General features: G+C 72.5%; 16 protein-coding genes. 12 read left to right on the forward strand and 4 right to left on the reverse strand.

The window, feature by feature from the left end:
- Positions 1-13: 13 nt before the first annotated feature.
- Entirely contained in the window at positions 14-1,231 is a 1,218-nt protein-coding gene (locus ACZ2G1_RS14025; RefSeq protein WP_336650342.1) for a sarcosine oxidase subunit beta family protein, read from the reverse strand.
- On the reverse strand, positions 1,231-2,541 hold the full coding sequence (gene glyA / locus ACZ2G1_RS14030; protein WP_470377027.1) for a serine hydroxymethyltransferase: 1,311 nt from the start codon (positions 2,539-2,541) through the stop codon (positions 1,231-1,233). Before glyA ends, ACZ2G1_RS14025 begins: the two co-directional genes overlap by 1 nt.
- A gap of 151 nt (positions 2,542-2,692) precedes the next feature.
- Here glyA and ACZ2G1_RS14035 point away from each other — a divergent pair, with 151 nt between their 5' ends.
- The 6 genes from ACZ2G1_RS14035 to ACZ2G1_RS14060 all read left to right on the forward strand — a co-directional run bounded on the left by ACZ2G1_RS14035 (position 2,693) and on the right by ACZ2G1_RS14060 (position 9,881).
- On the forward strand, positions 2,693-3,352 hold the full coding sequence (locus tag ACZ2G1_RS14035) for a GntR family transcriptional regulator (RefSeq protein ID WP_470377028.1): 660 nt from the start codon (positions 2,693-2,695) through the stop codon (positions 3,350-3,352).
- A gap of 193 nt (positions 3,353-3,545) precedes the next feature.
- Positions 3,546-4,889 carry an MFS transporter gene (locus tag ACZ2G1_RS14040; protein ID WP_470377029.1) on the forward strand — a complete coding sequence of 448 codons (1,344 nt, stop codon included), beginning with the start codon at positions 3,546-3,548 and terminating at the stop codon, positions 4,887-4,889.
- An 87-nt stretch (positions 4,890-4,976) separates the two neighbouring features.
- Positions 4,977-6,236, forward strand: coding sequence for a M24 family metallopeptidase (locus ACZ2G1_RS14045; protein ID WP_109221423.1), 1,260 nt, complete (start codon positions 4,977-4,979; stop codon positions 6,234-6,236).
- A gap of 116 nt (positions 6,237-6,352) precedes the next feature.
- A complete protein-coding gene (locus ACZ2G1_RS14050) occupies positions 6,353-7,129 on the forward strand; it encodes a creatininase (protein ID WP_109221422.1) in 777 nt (258 codons plus the stop codon).
- Between the two features lie 7 nt (positions 7,130-7,136).
- Positions 7,137-8,882: a BCCT family transporter gene (locus ACZ2G1_RS14055; RefSeq protein ID WP_035923471.1), complete on the forward strand. Its 1,746-nt coding sequence runs from the start codon at positions 7,137-7,139 to the stop codon at positions 8,880-8,882.
- Between the two features lie 168 nt (positions 8,883-9,050).
- Positions 9,051-9,881 (forward strand): IclR family transcriptional regulator, encoded by an 831-nt coding sequence (locus ACZ2G1_RS14060; RefSeq protein WP_081994055.1) that lies wholly within the window; start codon positions 9,051-9,053, stop codon positions 9,879-9,881.
- A 12-nt stretch (positions 9,882-9,893) separates the two neighbouring features.
- Here ACZ2G1_RS14060 and ACZ2G1_RS14065 read toward each other — a convergent pair whose 3' ends face one another.
- Together ACZ2G1_RS14065 and ACZ2G1_RS14070 are read right to left on the reverse strand one after the other, a co-directional pair.
- Positions 9,894-11,087, reverse strand: a complete 1,194-nt coding sequence (locus tag ACZ2G1_RS14065; protein ID WP_470377030.1) for an acyl-CoA dehydrogenase family protein — start codon at positions 11,085-11,087, stop codon at positions 9,894-9,896.
- The gene (locus ACZ2G1_RS14070) at positions 11,084-11,758 is read right to left on the reverse strand and encodes a TetR/AcrR family transcriptional regulator (RefSeq protein ID WP_470377031.1); all 675 of its coding nucleotides are present in this window, start codon (positions 11,756-11,758) and stop codon (positions 11,084-11,086) included. The genes ACZ2G1_RS14065 and ACZ2G1_RS14070 overlap by 4 nt, the downstream gene beginning before the upstream one ends.
- 124 nt (positions 11,759-11,882) lie before the next feature.
- Between ACZ2G1_RS14070 and ACZ2G1_RS14075 the strand changes: the two genes are divergently transcribed.
- From ACZ2G1_RS14075 to ACZ2G1_RS14100, 6 genes are all read left to right on the forward strand, one after another.
- Entirely contained in the window at positions 11,883-13,490 is a 1,608-nt protein-coding gene (locus ACZ2G1_RS14075) for a carboxyl transferase domain-containing protein (protein ID WP_470377032.1), read from the forward strand.
- Positions 13,487-15,640 (forward strand): acetyl/propionyl/methylcrotonyl-CoA carboxylase subunit alpha, encoded by a 2,154-nt coding sequence (locus ACZ2G1_RS14080; RefSeq protein WP_470377033.1) that lies wholly within the window; start codon positions 13,487-13,489, stop codon positions 15,638-15,640. Before ACZ2G1_RS14075 ends, ACZ2G1_RS14080 begins: the two co-directional genes overlap by 4 nt.
- On the forward strand, positions 15,637-16,797 hold the full coding sequence (locus ACZ2G1_RS14085; protein WP_470377034.1) for an acyl-CoA dehydrogenase family protein: 1,161 nt from the start codon (positions 15,637-15,639) through the stop codon (positions 16,795-16,797). The genes ACZ2G1_RS14080 and ACZ2G1_RS14085 overlap by 4 nt, the downstream gene beginning before the upstream one ends.
- 10 nt (positions 16,798-16,807) lie before the next feature.
- Positions 16,808-17,296, forward strand: coding sequence for a MaoC family dehydratase (locus tag ACZ2G1_RS14090; protein ID WP_031282867.1), 489 nt, complete (start codon positions 16,808-16,810; stop codon positions 17,294-17,296).
- Between the two features lie 73 nt (positions 17,297-17,369).
- Positions 17,370-18,191, forward strand: coding sequence for an HpcH/HpaI aldolase/citrate lyase family protein (locus ACZ2G1_RS14095; protein ID WP_109221415.1), 822 nt, complete (start codon positions 17,370-17,372; stop codon positions 18,189-18,191).
- A gap of 83 nt (positions 18,192-18,274) precedes the next feature.
- Positions 18,275-19,099 carry an electron transfer flavoprotein subunit beta/FixA family protein gene (locus ACZ2G1_RS14100; protein ID WP_470377035.1) on the forward strand — a complete coding sequence of 275 codons (825 nt, stop codon included), beginning with the start codon at positions 18,275-18,277 and terminating at the stop codon, positions 19,097-19,099.
- The last annotated feature ends 31 nt before the right edge of the window (positions 19,100-19,130 follow it).

Below are 19,130 nucleotides of genomic sequence, written 5' to 3' on the forward strand. Positions count from 1 at the left end.
GTGTTCCGGCCTCCTAGTGGGCCACGGCGGCGGCGCCGTGCTCGTCGATGAGGACCCCGGTCTCGAACCGCTCCAGGGCGAAGGGCTCGTTGAGGGGGTGGGGCTCGTCGTGGGCGATGGTGTGGGCGAAGGAGTAGCCGGCGCCGGGGGTTCCCTTGAACCCGCCGGTTCCCCAGCCGCAGTTGACGTACATCTGGTCCACGGGAGTCTTGGAGACGATCGGGGAGGCGTCCAGGGTGACGTCGACGATGCCGCCCCACGTGCGCAGCACGTGGGCTCGGGCGAAGATCGGGAAGAGCTCCACCGCTGCCGCCATCTGCTCCTCGATGACGTGGAAGGCACCCCGCTGGCCGTAGCCGTTGTAGGCGTCCACGCCGGCGCCCATGACCAGCTCGCCCTTGTGGGCCTGGGAGACGTAGACGTGCACGTGGTTGGACATCACCACGGTCGGGTGCACGGGCTCGTGCAGCTCCGAGACCAGGGCCTGCAGCGGGTGGGACTGGATCGGCAGCCGGAACCCGGCGAGCTCCGCCAGGACCGAGGAGTGCCCGGCCCCGCAGAGGCCGACCTTGCCGGTGTTGATCCGCCCGCGGGACGTCTCCACTGCCACCACCCGGTCGCCGTCCTTGACGAAGCCGGTGACCTCGCAGTTCTGGATGATGTCCACGCCCATCTCGTCGCACTTGCGGGCGAACGCCCAGGCGACGTGGTCGTGCTTGGCGATGCCCGCGCGCGGCTGGTAGGTCGCCCCCATCACCGGGTAGCGGATGTCGTCCCCGATGTTGATGATCGGGCACAGCTCCTTGACCTGCTCCGGGCTGATCCACTCCGCGTCGATGCCGTTGAGCTTGTTCGCGTTGACCCGGCGCATCGACTCGCGGACGTCGCCCAGGGTGTGGGCCAGGTTCATCACCCCGCGCTGGGAGAAGAGGAAGTCGTACTCCAGCTCTTCGGGCAGGATCTCCCAGAGCTTCAGGGAGTGCTCGTACATCGCCGCGGACTCGTCCCACAGGTAGTTGGAGCGGATGATCGTGGTGTTCCGGGCCATGTTCCCGCCGGCCAGCCATCCCCGCTCCAGCACGGCGATGTTGGTCATGCCGTGGTTCTTGGCCAGGTAGTAGGCGGTCGCGAGCCCGTGCCCGCCGCCGCCGACGATCACGGCGTCGTAGGAGGACTTCGGGTCCGGGTTGTGCCACAGGAAGTCCGGGTGCTCCGGGAGCAGATCAGCCATCAGAGGGCTCCGTTCAGGACAGGGGCGGACAGGTTCGGGTAGAGCGGGAAGGCCTCGGCCAGGGCCGTGACGCGGTCGCGCAGCTGCTCGGCGAGTTCGTCGGTCAGCTCCTGGATCAGCGCCTGGGCGATGATGTCGGCCACCTCCGTGAACTCCTCGGCCCCGAAGCCGCGGGTGGCCAGGGCCGGGGTGCCGATCCGCAGACCGGAGGAGACCATCGGCGGGCGGGGGTCGAAGGGCACGGCGTTGCGGTTGACCGTGATCCCGATGCGGTGCAGCCGGTCCTCGCCCTGCTGTCCGTCGAGCTCGGAGTTCCGCAGGTCCACCAGCACCAGGTGCACGTCGGTGCCGCCGCTGACCAGGTTGATCCCGGTGGCCATGACGTCCGGGGACAGCAGCCGGGTGGCCAGGATCTTCGCGCCCTCCAGGGTGCGCACCTGGCGGTCGGTGAACTCCTCGGCCGCGGCGTGCTTGAAGGCCACGGCCTTGGCGGCGATCACGTGCTCCAAGGGGCCGCCCTGCTGACCGGGGAAGACCGCGGAGTTGATCTTCTTCGCGTGCTCCTGCTTGCACAGGATCACCCCGCCGCGCGGGCCGCCGAGCGTCTTGTGCGTCGTGGAGGTCACCACGTCGGCGTGGGGCACCGGGTTGGGGTGCAGCCCGGCGGCGACGAGCCCGGCGAAGTGCGCCATGTCGACCATCAGGTACGCCCCGACCTCGTCGGCGATCGCGCGGAACGCGGCGAAGTCCAGCTGCCTCGTGTAGGCGGACCAGCCGGCGATGATGAGCTGCGGGCGGTGCTCGCGGGCGAGCCGGGCGACCTCGTCCATGTCGACCCGGTGGTCGTCCTCGGAGACCCCGTAGGCGGCGACCTGGTAGAGCTTGCCGGAGAAGTTGAGCTTCATCCCGTGCGTCAGGTGCCCGCCGTGGGCGAGGTCCAGGCCCAGGATGGTGTCCCCGGGCTGGAGCAGCGCGGACATGGCCGCGGCGTTGGCCTGGGCCCCGGAGTGCGGCTGGACGTTGGCGTGCTCGGCGCCGAACAGGTTCTTGAGGCGGTCGATGGCCAGCTGCTCGATCACGTCCACGTGCTCGCAGCCGCCGTAGTAGCGGCGGCCGGGGTAGCCCTCGGCGTACTTGTTGGTCAGCACCGAGCCCTGGGCCTCCATCACCGCGACCGGGGCGAAGTTCTCGGAGGCGATCATCTCCAGCGTGGACTGCTGGCGCCGCAGCTCGGCGTCGACGGCCGCGGCGACCTCGGGGTCGCTCTCGGCCAGCGGCTGGTACAGGGGGTGGTCCTGGTGCACGGTCATGTGCCCTCCTGGGAAGTCATCTGTGTGCAACTGATATATCAGTTGTTCAGGTCTAGTATGTGACCCGGGGCACGGCGGGTCAAGCATGACTTCCCGTCCCGTCGTCATCCGGCGCTCCGGCCCCGTCACACACGCCGCAGGAAGGGCCCGCATGCTGCAGCACACCGACGAGACCGCGGCGGGCGGCCGGTCCCTGGCCGACCAGGCCTTCCTTCGACTGCAGGACCGGTTGATCCTGCTCGACATCCCGCCCGGCAGTCCGCTCAACGAGGCCCGCCTGAGCGAGGACCTGGGCGTGGGGCGCACTCCGCTGCGCGAGGCGCTCAAGCGGCTGGAGTCGGAGCACCTCGTGGTGACCTATCCGCGCCGGGGCACGTTCGCGACCACGGTGGACATCACGGCCCTCTCCGAGATCTCCCAGGTGCGCGAGGTGCTCGAGCCGCTGGCCGCCCGTCTGGCCGCCGGGCGGCGCGGGGGCGCCGCCCGCGAGCGGCTGGAGCGGCTGCGGGAGCAGCTCGAGGAGCCGGCCGCGGAGGACCGCGAGGACACCCTGCGCTGGGACGTGGCCATCCACCGGGCCGTCTACGCCGCCGCCGGCAACGCGCACCTGGAGACGACCCTGACGCGCTACGGCAACCTGGCCACCCGCATCTGGTGCGTGGCCGCCGACCGGATCCCGCAGCTGCAGGAGCACATCTCCGTGCACACGGCCCTGCTCACCGCGGTGCTGGAGGGGCGCGGCGACGAGGCGGCCGCGATCATGCTCGAGCACATCCGCGACTTCGAGGAGCAGGTGCGGCGGGTCCTCTGAGAGCTATTTTGTTGCGCTGAACACAACCTCGGTGCGCCAACCTGGCATCACCGTCGGCCCTATGTCTCCTTGTGTTACCTGATTTGACCCTGCAGTAACACGTATTAACGTCCCGGCCATTGACCGTGAGCTGCATCACTCTCTACATTGAGGCAACGCTGTTGCAAGAAATGCAACACATCATTCTCGGGAGATGTCCATGTCCCACACCTCCGACGGCAACGTCACCACGACGGCGCTGACGACCCCCCCGGTCATCGGGGGCCCTGACCCCTCGGTCCGGCGCCGCGTAGTGGCCGCCAGCTTCATCGGCAACTTCGTCGAGTGGTTCGACTACGCCATCTACGGATACCTGGCCGCTACCATCGCCATCGTCTTCTTCCCCGAGTCGGACCCTCAGACGGCCCTGCTGGCGACCTTCGCGCTCTTCGCCATCTCCTTCTTCGTCCGGCCGTTCGGCGGATTCGTCTGGGGGCACATCGGCGACAAGCTCGGCCGGCGCACCGCACTGTCCCTGTCGATCCTGATCATGTCGGTGGCCACGTTCTGCATCGCCCTGATCCCGGGCTACGCCAGCATCGGCATCTTCGCGCCGGTACTCCTGCTGGTCGTGCGCATCGTGCAGGGCTTCTCCGCGGCCGGGGAGTACGCCGGGGCCTCGGCCTTCCTCGTGGAGTACGCCCCTGCCGGCCGTCGCGGGCTCTACGCGGCCGTCGTGCCGGCCTCTACCGCCGCCGGCCTGCTCTTCGGGTCCCTGTTCGTGGCGGGGCTGACCACGGTGCTCTCCGACGACCAGCTGAACACCTGGGGCTGGCGGATCCCGTTCCTGCTGGCAGCACCGATGGGCCTGATCGGCCGCTACATCCGCACCAAGCTCGAGGACACCCCGGTCTTCCAGGAGCTGGCCGAGGAGGACGAAGTCATCACGGCCCCGGTGCGCGACATGTTCCGCAACCACTGGGCCACCCTGCTGCGCGCCTGCGGGGCCGTACTGCTCAACGCCGTGGGTTTCTACATCCTGCTCAGTTACATGCCGACCTACCTCTCCGAGGAGATCGGCTTCGGCAAGACCGAGTCCTTCCTCGCGACCTCCATCGCCCTGCTGTCCTACATCGGGTTCATCTTCCTCACCGGACTGGCCTCGGACCGGTTCGGGCGCAAGAAGATGCTCATGACCGCCTCCGTGAGCTTCATCCTCCTCACGGTGCCGCTGTTCATGCTCCTGGACACCGGGTCCTTCCTGGTCGTGCTGCTCGTCCAGATCGTTCTCGGCGCCATGCTGACCCTCAACGACGGCACCCTCCCGAGCTTCCTCGCCGAACAGTTCCCCACCCGCATCCGCTACAGCGGCTTCGCTGTCAGCTTCAACCTGTCCAACGCCGTCTTCGGCGGCACCGCCCCGTTCATGGCCACCCTGCTGATCTCCGCCTTCGCCACGAACCTTGCACCGGCCTGGTACCTGATGGCCGCCGCAGCAGTGTCCTTCGTCGCCGTCGCCCTCTCCCGGGAGACCTGCGGCAAGCCCCTGGAGCGCTGACGCTCCTCCACGACCACCCTTCCCGGTCGGCGCCGCCCGGCGCGGACCCTCCCACACCGCACCAGCACCACCCACGAAAGGACGACCATGACCACCTCGCCCATCACCGCCCCCGCTGCCTCCGTCGCCGAGCTCGAGCGTCTGAAGACCCTGCACAACGGGCAGAAGGAGCAGCTGACCTTCTCCGACGCCGAGTTCGAGCGCCGTCTCACCGGCCTGCGGGCGATCATGGCGGAGCAGCAGCTCGACGCCGTCATCCTCACCAGCTACCACGGCATCAAGTACTACTCGGACTTCCTCTACACCACGTTCGGGCGCAACTACGCCCTGGTCGTCACCGCCGACGACTCCGTGACGGTCACCGCCAACATCGACGCCGGCATGCCGTGGCGCACCAGCTACGGCGACAACATCGTCTACACCGACTGGCGGCGCGACAACTTCTACTACGGCCTCCAGGAGGCCCTGCGCCGGCGCGGTGTGCAGGCCCGGCGGATCGGCGTCGAGGACGACGCCCTGCCGCTGCTGACCCGCCGGCGCATCCAGGCCGCGTTCGAGGGCGCGGAGCTCACCGACGTCTCCCAGGACGCCATGCGCCAGCGCATGATCAAGTCCGCCGAGGAGATCGAGGTCATCAAGCACGGCGCCCGCATCGGCGACCTCGGCGGCGAGGCCATCCGCGCGGCGATCCGCGAGGGCATCACCGAGTACGAGGTCGCACTGGCCGGCACCGAGGCCATGGTCCACGAGATCGCCCGCACCTTCCCGCACCGGGAGGTCCGCGACACGTGGGTGTGGTTCCAGTCCGGGATCAACACCGACGGCGCCCACAACTGGGCCACCACCCGGAAGCTGCAGCGCGGAGACATCCTGTCCCTGAACTGCTTCCCGATGACGTCGGGCTACTACACCGCCCTGGAGCGCACCCTGTTCCTCGGCGAGCCGGACGCCCGCTCGCGCGAGCTGTGGGAGATCAACGTCCAGGTGCACGAGCGCGGCCTCGAGCTGATCAAGCCCGGGGCGGTGTGCAAGGACATCGCCGCGGAGCTCAACGAGATCTTCATCTCCCACGGCCTGCTCGCCAACCGCACCTTCGGCTACGGCCACTCCTTCGGCGTGCTCAGCCACTACTACGGCCGCGAGGCCGGCCTGGAGCTGCGCGAGGACATCGACACCGTGCTGGAGCCGGGCATGGTCGTGTCCATGGAGCCGATGATCACGGTCCCGGAAGGCGAGCCGGGCGCCGGGGGCTACCGCGAGCACGACATCCTCGTCGTCGGCGAGGACGGCGCGGAGAACATCACCAAGTTCCCGTACGGCCCCGAGCACAACATCATCTCCGCCTAGGCACGGAACGACGACGGCGGCGGCGCCCCGGTGCGCCGCCGCCGTCCTCCCCGGCAGCTCCTCTGCCGCAGCCGCACCCCGCGGCACCGCCACATCCACTGCACGGAAGGACCACGGTGGTCACCACCCGTTCGCTCGAAGACCTCGACGCCCACAGCTACCAGGAGTACGTGGCCACCGGTCAGGGGCTGGTGCTCATCCCCACCGGGGCCACGGAGCAGCACGGGCCGCACATGCCGCTGGGCGTGGACGCCATGCTCTCCCGCGCCGTCTCCCTGGCTGCGGCGGAGGACCTCGACGCCCTCGTGGCGCCGGCCTTCTGCTACGGCTACAAGTCCCAGCCCCGCTCCGGGGGCGGCAACCACCGCGCCGGCACCACCAGTCTCTCGGCCCAGGCCCTCATCACGCAGACGAAGGACGTGGTCCTGGAGTTCTTCCGCCACGGCGTCCGCCGGATCGCGGTGGTCAACGGCCACTTCGAGAACTACCAGTTCCTCTACGAAGGACTCGACCTCGCGGTGCGCGAGGCCCGGGCCGGCGGCCTCGACGACAGCCGGGCCCTGCTGCTCTCGTACTGGGACTTCGTCGACGAGCAGACCCTGGCGGCCGTCTTCCCCGACGGCTTCCTCGGCTGGGACATCGAGCACGGAGGCGTCCTCGAGACCTCGCTGATGCTCCACCTGCACCCCGAGAAGGTCGACATGTCCCGGGCCCCCGACCATCCCCCCGCTGACCTGGCCCCCTACGACGTTTTCCCCGAGGACCCCGCTCGCACCCCGAGCTCCGGGTGCCTCTCCTCTCCAGCAGGCGCGACCGCCCAGCGCGGCGAACTGCTGCTCTCCACCGTCCGCACCGGCATCGTCCGGGCGGTCACCAGCGAGTTCGGGAAGTGAGAAACACATGAAGAAGTCACACGCCTCCGCGGCGGCCGCCACCGAGGCCGTGACCGTGCCGCGGTTCCGGGGGCGGCACCTGCCCGCCCTGGACAGGCTCGTCATCACGGTCCTCCCGCCCCTGCTCATCATCGCTGTGCTGGTGGTGGTGACCATGGACCCGGGCGGCGCCGCCGAGGCCATCTCCACGGCGCGCACCTTCGTGACCGGGAACTTCACGTGGCTGTTCATCCTGTACTCGCTCGTGGCGGTCGCCGTGTGCGTGTGGCTGGTCGTCAGCCGCGTCGGCTCGATCCGCCTCGGCGGCCCGGACGCCCGCCCGGAGCACGGCAAGTTCGCCTGGTACTCGATGCTCTTCGCATGCGGACAGGGCATCGGCCTCATCTTCTGGTCGGTCGCCGAGCCCATCCTGCTCCGGGACGACAACCCCGTCGTGCCCGCGGGACAGGACGGCGCGGCCGAGGGCGCCATGGTGTGGTCCTACTTCCACTGGGGCCTGACGGCCTGGGCCATGTACTGCGTGGTGGCCGTCTGCCTCGCCTACTCCCACCACAACCTCGGCAAGACCCTCACCTTCCGCGAGGCCACGGTCGACATCCTGCCGAAGTGGTCGCAGCGCGGGGCCGGCGTGGTCGTGGAGCTGCTGGCCATCATCGCCACCGTCCTGGGCCTGGCCACGTCCTTCGGCTTCGCCGCCATGCAGTTCAGCTCGGGACTCGCGTCCTTCACGGGGCTCTCGCCGAGCTCGGGCGTCTGGCTGCTGGTCATCCTGGGCCTGGGCGGGCTCACCGCCGTCTCCGCGTTCTTCGGCATCAACAAGGGCATGAAGCGGATCAGCGAGCTCAACTCGGTGCTGAGCATCGTGCTGCTCGTGGCCGTGTTCGTCTTCGGCCCCACGATCTTCCTCATCTCCAACATCACGCAGACCTTCGGCTCCTTCTTCACCAACTTCCTCCCGATGAGCTTCTGGACCGACGCGGGGACCGCGGGTCAGGACATCGCCACCTGGCAGGACAGCTGGAACGGCTGGTGGACCGTGTTCATCTGGTGCTGGGTCATCGCCTTCAGCCCGTTCGTCGCCGGCTTCATCGCCCGCATCTCCCGGGGGCGCACCATCCGTGAGTTCGTCATCGGTGTAACGGTGGTCCCCTCCCTGATCGTGATGGCGTGGATCGGCGTGATCGGCTCGGCGGCGCTGCACTACGACGACCGCAGCGACCGCGGCATCTCCGCGGCGGTCGCGGCGGACACGTCCAGCGGACTGTTCGTCATGCTGGAGTCCGTGCCCGTCGTCGGCTCGCTGCTGCTCGTGGTCGCCACCGTGCTCGTCGCCACCTACTACGTCACCTCCCTGGACTCCGGCGCCCACGCCCTGGCCGAGTTCGTCTCCGCGCCGCGGAGGGCCGGGCCCCTCTTCCGCGTGGTGCTCGTGGCCAGCATCGCCGCCGTGGCGGTCACGCTGCTCACGCTCGGCGGCACCGCGGTGGTGGACACGGTGCAGACCGGCACCATCATCGGGGCCTTCCCGTTCTCCTTCGTCATCCTGTTGATGATCGCGAACCTGGTCCGGCGGCTGCTCACCCGCACCCCGGAGACCGAGCGCCTGGAGCGCGAGGTCAACGACCCCTCGCCGGACGCGCCCGGCGGCGGGGACGCCACGGTGGTGGAGCGGGCGGTCCCGCAGCCCCCGGCCCGGCCGGCCGCGGTGCCCGCCGGACGGGAGCCGGTCCCGGACGCGCTCGCGCGGCCGTGATCCCCGCCCGCGGGACGGTGGCCCTGACCGCGGTCGCGGCGTGCCCACCGTCCCGCGGTGCGAGCGCCGGCGCACGGCCTTCGGGCGGCGGGGCCGCGACACACGGCCCCGCCGCCGGGACGGCCGTGCACGGCGGACCCGCCCCCGTGCAGGAGAATGGAGAGTCCTATGACTGAATCACCGGCCAGCGCCTCCTCGAGCGAAGCCCGCGCGGCGTCCGTCGTCTCCCACGCCCTGCGGGTGCTGCGGTGCTTCTCCGCGGCCGAGCCCACGCTCGGGGTGACCGAGATCGCGGCGCGCGTGGGCCTGCACAAGAGCACCGTCTCCCGGCTCCTGACCACCCTGGAGCGGGAGGACGTGGTGGAGCGGGACCCGCAGACGCGGCGATACCGCCTGGGGCTCGGCCTGATCTCCGTGGCCGGCCCGCTGCTCGCGGAACTGGACGAGCGGCGGGTGGCGTACCCCGTGCTGCTCGAGCTGACCGAGCAGACCCAGGAGACCAGCGCGCTGCTGGTCTGGAACGGCGACCAGGCCGTGTGCGTGGAGCAGATCCCCAGCCCGCGGCAGATCAAGCACACCACCCCGCTGGGCACCCGGTACGACACGGCCCTGAGCGCCTCGGTGCAGATCTTCCTCGCCGAGCAGCCGCCGGAGCGGGTCCGGGCGCTGCTGCTGTCCGGGATCGTCGAGCTGCCCGATCCCACCGAGGCGGGCATCGAGCTCTACCTGGAGTCCCTGCGGCAGGTCGCCGAGGACGGGGTGGCCCTCAACTACGGCAAGACCTCCGTGGAGGAGGTCGGGGTCGCCGCCGCCGTCCGCGACCACCGGGACCAGCTGGTGGCGGCCGTCATGGTCGCCGCGCCCCGCTACCGGGTCACGCCGGAACAGGCCGAGCTGCTCGCGGCCGCCACCGTGGCGGCGGCCCGGGAGGTGTCCCAGCGGCTCGGCGCGGCACCGGCGGCCCGCCGGGCCGGGCGGGCGTCCCTGGAGGTGCGCTGACCGGGGCGCTCCTCACGCCTCGTCGGCCACGGCCCGCCCGATGGTCTCCCGCAGGATCTCGCTGGTGCCCCCGAAGATCGTCAGCAGCCGGGACGCGAGATAGGCCTGCGCCACCGGGTAGTCGAGGATGTACCCGTAGCCGCCGTGCAGCTGGAGGCACCGGTCGGTGACGGAGCGCGCCCGCTCGCCGGCCCAGTACTTGGCCTTGGACGCCCCCACCACGTCGAGGGCCCCCGCGTTGAACGCGTGCACCGCCCGCTGCACGTAGGCCTCGACGACCTCCACCTCGACCGTCAGCTCCGCGAGCTCGAACCGGGTGTGCTGGAAGTCCAGCACCCGGGAGCCGAAGGCCGTGCGCTCGCCGGTGTACCGGAGGGTGTCCGCCAGGGTCGAGCGGGCGACGGCGCTCGCGGCCACGGCGACCGCCAGCCGCCCCTGCGGCAGCACCTGCTGGATCTGCCGCAGCCCGCCGCCCTCGGCGCCGACCAGGTTCGCCGCCGGGACCCGGACGTCCTCGAAGAACAGCTCGGCGGTGTCCGAGGCCCTGACCCCCATCTTGTCGAGCTGCTTGCCGGTCTCGTATCCGGGGGAGTCCGCCTTGTGCACCAGGAACAGGCTGAGGGCGTCCTCCCCGGCGCGCGCGGTCCCCCCGTCCGTGCGCGCCAGGACCAGGGCGGCGTCCCCGCTGATCCCGTTGCCGATGAACGTCTTCTGACCGGTGAGCACCCACTCCTCGCCGTCGCGCACGGCCCGGGTGCGCACCCCGCGCAGGTCGGAGCCCGCGCCCGGCTCGGTCCAGGCCACGGACGTGACGAGCTCCCCCGTGAGCATGCGCGGCAGCCACCGCCGCTTCTGCTCGTCGGTGCCGTGGGCGAGCAGGTGGGGCAGCACCCAGTCGTCGTGCAGGTGCAGGGCCAGGGCCACGCCGAGGGCGCCCTGCCGGACCAGCTCCTCGTCGAGCACGGCGCGGAACCGGTAGTCCGTCAGGCCCATGCCGCCGAACTCCTCCGGCACGGCGAGGCCGAGCAGGCCCGCCTCCCCGGCGGCCGTCCACAGGCGGCGGGGCATCAGGTGCTGGGCGTCCCACGCGGCGTAGTGCGGGGCCACCTCGCGGGTCGTGAACTCCCGGGCCACCTCGCGGAACTCCTCGTGCTCCTCCTCGTAGAACGACGGGGGGAAGGGCCGGCCGGCCGGGGTCTCGTTCACGGGGTGCCTCCTGTGCTGGCGGGGGTCGGGTCGAACGCGGTGCGCAGAGCGGCCCAGGTCATCTCCTCGAGGGCGGCCCGGGCCGCGTCGAGCCGCCCCGCGTCCTGCGGGGCGCGCAGCCGGTGGGCCCTCCGCAGGGAGTGGGGGGTCGAGTTGATGAGCCCGAAGGCGGCCTGGGCGCGCAGGGTGAGCTCCGCGACGTCGCGCGCCGGGGCCAGCTCCTGCAGGGCGTCCACCCACAGCGTCACGTAGCCGCGCTGCAGGACGCGGACCGCGCGGCGGTCCTCCTCGGTCAGGTTCGGCAGCTCCCGGTCCTGCACCACGATCACGGCGGGACGGTGCAGCGCGAACTCCACCTGGAAGGAGATCAGCGCCCGCAGCCGCCGGGCCGGATCGGGGGAGCGGGCCACCACCTCGCGGCCCCGGTCGAGCAGGTCGTGGCTGACCTCGAGCAGGATCGCGCCCAGGACCGCCTGCTTGCTCGGGAAGTGCCGGTAGACCGCGGGCCCGCTGACCCCGGCGGCGGCGCCGATGTCGTCGATCGAGACGCCGGCGAAGCCGCGCTCGGCGAAGAGCGTGGCGGAGGCGGCCAGGAGGTCCTGGCGCCGCCGGGCCTTGGCCTGCCCGCGCACGGTGGTGGGCGGGCCCGGGCTGTCCTGGGTCTGGGTCACGGGTCCTGCTCTCGGGGTCGGATTACTGGACATTCTAGTGAGCCACCACTAACTTGAACCCCAAGTTAGTCGTGATTAACCGAAATGGCATCCCCGGACGGCCGGCCCGGAGCGGAGGGAACCCATGCGCGTGCTCAGCACCCAGGTCGATCCGGGCGGCGCGGAGTTCGCCGCCAACGCGACCGCCCAGCAGGGGCTCGCCGAGGAGCTGGCCCGGCGCCTGGAGCGGGCGGCGCAGGGCGGGCCGGAGGCCTCCCGGCAGCGGCACGTGGCGCGCGGCAAGCTGCTGCCGCGCGAGCGGGTGGAGCACCTGCTGGACGAGGGCAGCCCGTTCCTGGAGCTCGGCGCCCTGGCCGCTGAGGGCATGTACGACGACGAGTGCCCGGGGGCCGGTCTGATCGCCGGGATCGGCCTGGTCCACGGCCGGCAGGTGATGGTCGTGTGCAACGACGCCACGGTCAAGGGCGGCACCTACTACCCCGTGACGGTCAAGAAGCACCTGCGCGCCCAGGAGATCGCCCTGGAGAACCGGCTGCCCTGCGTCTACCTCGTCGACTCGGGCGGGGCGTACCTGCCGCTGCAGGACGAGGTCTTCCCGGACCGGGAGCACTTCGGGCGGATCTTCTTCAACCAGGCCCACCTCTCGGCGGCCGGCGTCGCGCAGATCGCGGCCGTGCTCGGCTCCTGCACCGCGGGCGGGGCCTACGTCCCGGCGATGAGCGACGAGACCGTGATCGTGCGCGAGCAGGGCACCATCTTCCTGGGCGGCCCGCCGCTGGTGAAGGCCGCGACCGGCGAGGAGGTCACCGCCGAGGAGCTCGGCGGCGGGGACCTGCACGCCCGGACGTCCGGGGTGGTCGACCACCTGGCGGAGAACGACGCCCACGCCCTGCAGATCGTCCGGGACATCGTGGCGACCCTGCCGCCGCCGGGCCCGCGGGCCTGGCCGGTGGGGGAGCCCGCGCCTCCGGCCGTGGCCGAGGACGAGCTCCCCGGGGCCGTGCCGGTCGACCCCAACTCCGGCTACGACGTGCACGAGGTCATCGCCCGGCTCGTGGACGGCAGCCGCTTCTCCGAGTTCAAGGCCGAGTACGGCACCACGCTGGTCACCGGCTTCGCCCACGTCCACGGCCACCCGGTGGGCATCGTGGCCAACAACGGGGTGCTCTTCGCGGAGTCGGCGCTGAAGGGCGCCCACTTCGTCGAGCTGTGCGACCAGCGCGGGATCCCCCTGCTGTTCCTGCAGAACATCACCGGCTTCATGGTGGGCCGCGACTACGAGGCCGGCGGCATCGCCAAGCACGGCGCCAAGATGGTCACGGCCGTGGCCACCACCCGGGTGCCCAAGCTCACCGTGGTGATCGGCGGCTCCTTCGGGGCCGGCAACTACTCCATGTGCGGGCGGGCCTACTCCCCGCGCTTCCTGTTCCTCTGGCCCCAGGCGCGGATCTCGGTGATGGGCGGGGCCCAGGCCGCCTCGGTGCTGGCCACCGTGAAGGCCGACCAGCTGGCCGCCCGCGGGCAGGAGTGGGACCCGGCCGAGCGCGAGGCGTTCATGGCGCCCGTCCGGGCCCGGTACGAGGCCCAGGGCAGCCCCTGGTACTCCACCGCCCGGCTCTGGGACGACGGCGTGATCGCCCCCACCGACACCCGGGAGGTGCTCGGGCTGGCCCTCGAGGTCTGCTCCCGGACCCCGCTGCCCGAGCCGGCCTTCGGCCTCTTCAGGATGTGATCCCCGTGACCGCCGGCACGCCGCCGCGCCGCTTCGACGTCGTCCTCGTGGCCAACCGCGGGGAGATCGCCCGCCGGGTCCTGCGCACGCTCCGGGCGCTGGGGATCCGCTCGGTCGCGGTCTACAGCGAGGCCGACCGGGACGCGGTGCACGTGCGGGAGGCCGACACGGCCGTGTGCGTGGGCCCGGCGGCCCCGGCCGAGAGCTATCTGCGCATCGACGCCGTGATCGGGGCGGCGCGGGCCACCGGCGCGCAGGCGATCCACCCCGGCTACGGGTTCCTGTCCGAGAACGCCGCCTTCGCCCGGGCGTGCGCGGACGCGGGGATCGTGTTCATCGGCCCCGGCGTGGAGGCCCTCGAGACGATGGGCGACAAGATCCGCGCCAAGCGGCACGTGTCCGCCGCCGGGGTGCCCACGGTCCCCGGGGTCTCCGAGCCCGGTCTCGACGACGACGCCCTGGCGGCCGCGGCCGCCGGGATGACGTACCCGATCCTGATCAAGCCCTCTGCCGGGGGCGGCGGCAAGGGCATGCACGTGTTGGCGGCCCCGGGCGAGCTGCCGGAGGCCCTGGCCACGGCCCGCCGGGTGGCCGCGGCGGCCTTCGGCGACGACACCCTGCTCCTCGAGCAGCTCGTCGAGTCCCCCCGGCACATCGAGGTGCAGGTCCTCGCCGACGCCCACGGGGCCGTGGTCCACCTGGGGGAGCGGGAGTGCTCCCTGCAGCGGCGGCACCAGAAGGTCATCGAGGAGGCGCCCTCGCCGCTGCTGGACCCCGCCACCCGGGAGCGGATCGGGCAGGCCGCCTGCCGGGTGGCCCGCTCCGTGGGCTACACCGGTGCGGGCACCGTGGAGTTCCTGGTGCCCGCCGCGCAGCCCGGCACCTTCTACTTCATGGAGATGAACACCCGCCTGCAGGTGGAGCACCCCGTCACCGAGCTGGTCACCGGCACGGACCTCGTGGCGCAGCAGATCCGCGTCGCCGCGGGGGAGCCGCTGGACCTGGTGCAGGAGGACGTGGTGCTCACCGGCCACGCGGTCGAGGCCCGGCTCTACGCCGAGGACCCCGCCCGCGGCTTCCTGCCCACCGCCGGCACCGTGCTGGCCCTGGAGGAGGCCTCCGGCCCGGGGATCCGCGTGGACTCCGCGCTGGCACCGGGGCTGACCGTGGTCTCGGACTACGACCCGCTGCTCGCCAAGGTCGTCGCCTGGGGCGCCGACCGGGCCCAGGCCCTCGACCGGCTCGACCTGGCCCTGGCGGACACCGTGGTGCTCGGGGTGGGCACCAACACCGAGTACCTGCGCGCCCTGCTGGCCGATCCCGGGGTGCGCGCCGGGGTCATGGACACGACCCTCATCGAGCGGTGCCTGCCGGAGCTGGAGTTCACGGCACCCGACGAGAGCCACTTCGCCGCCGCGGCCGCCCACCTCGCCCGGCACCGGCCCGCCGACCCGCGCCCCGCCGGGGACACGGGCCCCTGGTCCCGCCCGGACGGCTGGCGGGCCGCCGGCCGCGTCCGGCCCACGGTGGTGCTGGCCCACGGGCTCGAGGAGCCCCGGCGGACCGCCGTGGACCCCGCCGTGCGCCTGACCCCGCTGCCGGGCCGCCCGGCCGCGCACCTGCTCGAGAGCGGCGGGACGGCCCGGGTGGTCCACGTGGCCGCGGGCGCGGACAGCGTCTGGGTGGGCGAGGGCGGCTGCGCCTACGAGCTCCGGGTGCTGACCCGCGAGGCCCGGCTCGAGCGGTCGCTGGCCGCCCTCGAGCGCACGGCCGGGCCCGCCGCCCCGGAGCTGCACTCGCCCATGCCCGGCACCGTGGTCGCCGTCCCGGCCGCCACCGGGGACCGGGTCGCCGAGGGGCAGACCGTGGTGGTGGTCGAAGCCATGAAGATGGAGCACCGCCTGACCGCCCCCACCGCCGGCACCGCCGAGCTCTCCGTGCGGGCCGGTGACCGCGTGGCGCTGCACCAGCTGCTCGCCCGCGTGGTCCCCGACGTCGTCCCCGAGGGCGTGCCCGCACCGGTCCCCGGGGACGCCCGCGACGACGTGCCGGACGGCGCTCCCGCCGGGACGCCCGGCGGCGCCCCGGAGGACCCCGGCACCCGCCCGCAGACCGACCCCCGTCCGACCGACCAGGAGCGCACCCCATGAACTTCGAGCTCGACGAGGAGTACCAGGACCTCTCCGACACCGTCCGCGACTTCGCCGACGAGGTGATCGCCCCGGTCTCCGCGCGGTACGACGCCGCGCACGAGTTCCCCTACGACATCGTGGCGCAGATGGGGGAGATGGGCCTGTTCGGCCTGCCCTTCCCCGAGGAGTACGGGGGGATGGGCGGGGACTACTTCGCCCTGTGCCTGGCGCTGGAGCAGATCGCCCGCGTCGACCAGTCCGTGGCCATCACCCTCGAGGCCGGGGTGTCGCTGGGCGCCATGCCCATCCACCGCTTCGGCACCGAGGAGCAGAAGCAGCGGTGGCTCCCCGACCTCGCCGCGGGCCGGGCGCTCGCCGGGTTCGGGCTCACCGAGCCGGAGGCCGGCTCGGACGCCGGCGGGACCCGCACCACCGCGAAGCGGGAGGACGGGCAGTGGGTGATCGACGGCGCCAAGGAGTTCATCACCAACTCCGGCACGGCGATCACCCGCCTGGTGAACGTCACCGCGGTCACCGGCACCACGGAGCTGCCGGACGGGCGGGTGCGCAAGGACATCTCCACGATCATCGTCCCCACGGACACCCCCGGCTTCCGCGCCGAGAAGGCCTACGACAAGGTCGGCTGGAACGCCTCGGACACCCACCCGCTGTCCCTCCAGGACGTCCGCGTCCCCGAGGAGAACCTGCTGGGGGAGGAGGGCCGCGGCTACGCCAACTTCCTGTCCATCCTCGACGAGGGCCGCATCGCCATCGCGGCCCTGGCCACGGGCGCGGCCCAGGGCTGCGTCGAGGAGTCCGTGCGCTACGCGCGGGAGCGGCGGTCCTTCGGACGGCCCATCGGGGACAACCAGGCCGTCTCCTTCAAGATCGCCCGGATGCAGGCCCGCGCCCAGACCGCCCGGCTGGCCTACTACGACGCCGCGTCCCGGATGCTCGCCGGGCGGCCGTTCAAGACGCAGGCCGCGATCGCCAAGCTCGTGGCCGGGGAGGCCGCGATGGACAACGCCCGGGACGCCACCCAGGTCTTCGGCGGCTACGGGTTCATCAACGAGTTCCGGGTGGCCCGCCACTACCGGGACGCCAAGATCCTCGAGGTCGGCGAGGGCACCACCGAGGTGCAGCTCATGCTCATCGCCCGCGAGCTCGGACTCTGAGGGGGCCGTCGTGACCGAGGAGCGCCGGGTGGTCCGCCAGCGCGGGCTGTGGTTCGAGGAGTTCGAGGTCGGCACCGTCTACGAGCACGCCCCGGGCCGGACCGTGACCGAGGCGGACAACGTGCTGTTCACGACCCTCACCATGAACACCCAGTCCCTGCACCTGGACGCCGCCTGGTCCGGGCGCCAGCCCTTCGGCCGGCGGCTCGTGAACTCCATGTTCACCCTCTCGACCATCGTGGGGGCGTCCGTGGCCCAGCTGACCCAGGGCACCATCGTGGCGAACCTGGGCTTCGAGGAGGTCGCCTTCCCGCACCCGCTCTTCCACGGGGACACCCTGTACTCGTCCTCCGAGGTCCTCGGCGCCCGCCCCTCGGCCTCCCGGCCCGGGCAGGGCATCGTCCGCGTGAAGCACGTGGGCCGCAACCAGGAGGGGGTCGTGGTGGCCGAGTGCACCCGCTCGGTGCTCGTGTGGTCCCGCGACGCCGCCCCGCAGTGACACCCCACCGCGACACCCCGCAGCGGCAGCGCACCGTGACGCCCCGCGGCGACACCCCGGCGAAGGAGCCCCGATGACCGACCCGTTCACCCTCGGACCCGCCCTGCTGTTCTGCCCGGCCGACCGCCCCGAGCGCTACGCCAAGGCGGCCGAGCGCGCCGACGCCGTGATCCTGGACCTCGAGGACGCCGTGGCGCCCTCCGCCAAGCCCGCCGCCCGGGACGCCCTCGTGGCCACGCCCCTGGACCCCGCCCGCACGGTCGTGCGGATCAACGCCGAGGACACCGAGGACTTCGCCCACGACCTCGTCGCCCTGCGGCACACCGGGTACACCACCGTGATGCTGCCCAAGACCGCCTCCGCGGAACGGCTCGCCGTCGCCGCCGAGCTGGGCCTGCACCGCGTCGTCGCGCTGTGCGAGACCGCGGAGGGCGTGGTCAACGCGGCCGAGATCGCCCGGTCCCCCAACGTGGTCGCGCTGATGTGGGGCGCCGAGGACCTCGTGGCCTCGCTCGGCGGCAGCTCGTCCCGGCGCCGGGACGGCGCCTACCGGGACGTGGCCCGCCACGCCCGCTCCGCTGTCCTGCTCGCGGCCGGCGCCGCCGGCCGGCCCGCGATCGACGCGGTGCACGTCGACCTCGCCGACCACGACGGGCTGCGCGAGGAGGCCCTCGACGCGGCGGCCTCCGGCTTCGCGGCCACCGCCTGCCTCCACCCCGGGCAGGTCGGGACCGTCCGCGCCGCCTACCGGCCCGGTGCCGAGGAGGTCGCTGCCGCCCGGGAGCTGCTCGCCGCCGCCCGCCGCACCCCCGGCGTCTTCGCGTTCCGCGGGCGGATGGTCGACGCACCCCTGATCCGCCACGCCGAGCGCCTCGTGCGCCGCGCGGACGCCTGAGACCCCGTCCGTCCGCGCGGACCGCCCGTCACCACCCCGTCACCGCCCCGTCCCGTCCATCCCCGTCCCGCCCGGAGGAGACCATGAGCCAGCCCCTGACGATCGTCGTCCCCGTCAAGCACGTCCCCGACGCCGCGGGGGACCGCGTCCTCGCCGGGAGCCCGCCCCTGCTCGAGCGCGCGTCCGGGATCCTCTCCGAGCTCGACGAGTACGCCCTCGAGGCCGCCGTGCAGATCGTGGAGACGCACGGGGGCGCGGCGGCCGGGCACCGCGTGCTCGCCCTCACCCTGGGACCCGCGGGTGCGACGGGCGCGCTCAAGCGCGCCCTCCAGCTGGGCGCCGACGCCGGGTTCCACGTGCTCGACGACGCCCTCGCCGGCTCCGACGCCTGGGTCACCGCCCGGGTGCTCGCCGCGGCGGTGCAGCGGATCGCCGCGGCTGAGGACCGGGCCGTGGACCTCGTGCTCACCGGCATGGCCTCCACCGACGGCGAGACGTCCCTGGTCCCCGGTCAGCTCGCCGAGCGGCTCGGCCTCGCCCACGTCGGCTTCGCGAGCTTCCTGGCGCTGGCCGAGGACGGCGCCTCGCTCACCGCCGTCCGGCACACCGAGACCGAGGCCCTCCGGGTCGCCGCGGACCTGCCGGCGCTCGTGGCCGTGACGGACCAGGTCAACACCCCGCGCTACCCCACCTTCAAGGCGATCATGGCGGCCAAGAAGAAGCCCGTGCAGACGTGGTCCGTCGCCGACCTCGGCCTGGACACCGGGGACGTGGGCCTCGCCGGCTCGCTCACCGAGGTGCTCGACGCCGTGCCGCGCCCGCCCCGGACCGCCGGGGAGGTCGTGGCCGACGACGGCGAGGGCGGCATCCGCCTCGCCGAGTTCCTCGTGGCCCGGAGGCTCGTCTGAGCACCCGGCCGCACCCCGCCGGACCCCCATC

The organism is Kocuria sp. KKT182, assembly GCF_055635395.1.

Bases quoted from the DNA above. Each gene is read 5' to 3' on its own strand.
- ACZ2G1_RS14055 (WP_035923471.1), top strand. From the start codon at position 7,137: ATGAAGAAGTCACACGCCTCCGCGGCGGCCGCCACCGAGGCCGTGACC.
- ACZ2G1_RS14095 (WP_109221415.1), top strand. From the start codon at position 17,370: ATGACCGACCCGTTCACCCTCGGACCCGCCCTGCTGTTCTGCCCGGCC.
- ACZ2G1_RS14085 (WP_470377034.1), top strand. From the start codon at position 15,637: ATGAACTTCGAGCTCGACGAGGAGTACCAGGACCTCTCCGACACCGTC.
- ACZ2G1_RS14045 (WP_109221423.1), top strand. From the start codon at position 4,977: ATGACCACCTCGCCCATCACCGCCCCCGCTGCCTCCGTCGCCGAGCTC.
- ACZ2G1_RS14100 (WP_470377035.1), top strand. From the start codon at position 18,275: ATGAGCCAGCCCCTGACGATCGTCGTCCCCGTCAAGCACGTCCCCGAC.
- glyA (WP_470377027.1), bottom strand. From the start codon at position 2,541: ATGACCGTGCACCAGGACCACCCCCTGTACCAGCCGCTGGCCGAGAGC.
- ACZ2G1_RS14035 (WP_470377028.1), top strand. From the start codon at position 2,693: ATGCTGCAGCACACCGACGAGACCGCGGCGGGCGGCCGGTCCCTGGCC.
- ACZ2G1_RS14040 (WP_470377029.1), top strand. From the start codon at position 3,546: ATGTCCATGTCCCACACCTCCGACGGCAACGTCACCACGACGGCGCTG.
- ACZ2G1_RS14075 (WP_470377032.1), top strand. From the start codon at position 11,883: ATGCGCGTGCTCAGCACCCAGGTCGATCCGGGCGGCGCGGAGTTCGCC.
- ACZ2G1_RS14025 (WP_336650342.1), bottom strand. From the start codon at position 1,231: ATGGCTGATCTGCTCCCGGAGCACCCGGACTTCCTGTGGCACAACCCG.
- ACZ2G1_RS14060 (WP_081994055.1), top strand. From the start codon at position 9,051: ATGACTGAATCACCGGCCAGCGCCTCCTCGAGCGAAGCCCGCGCGGCG.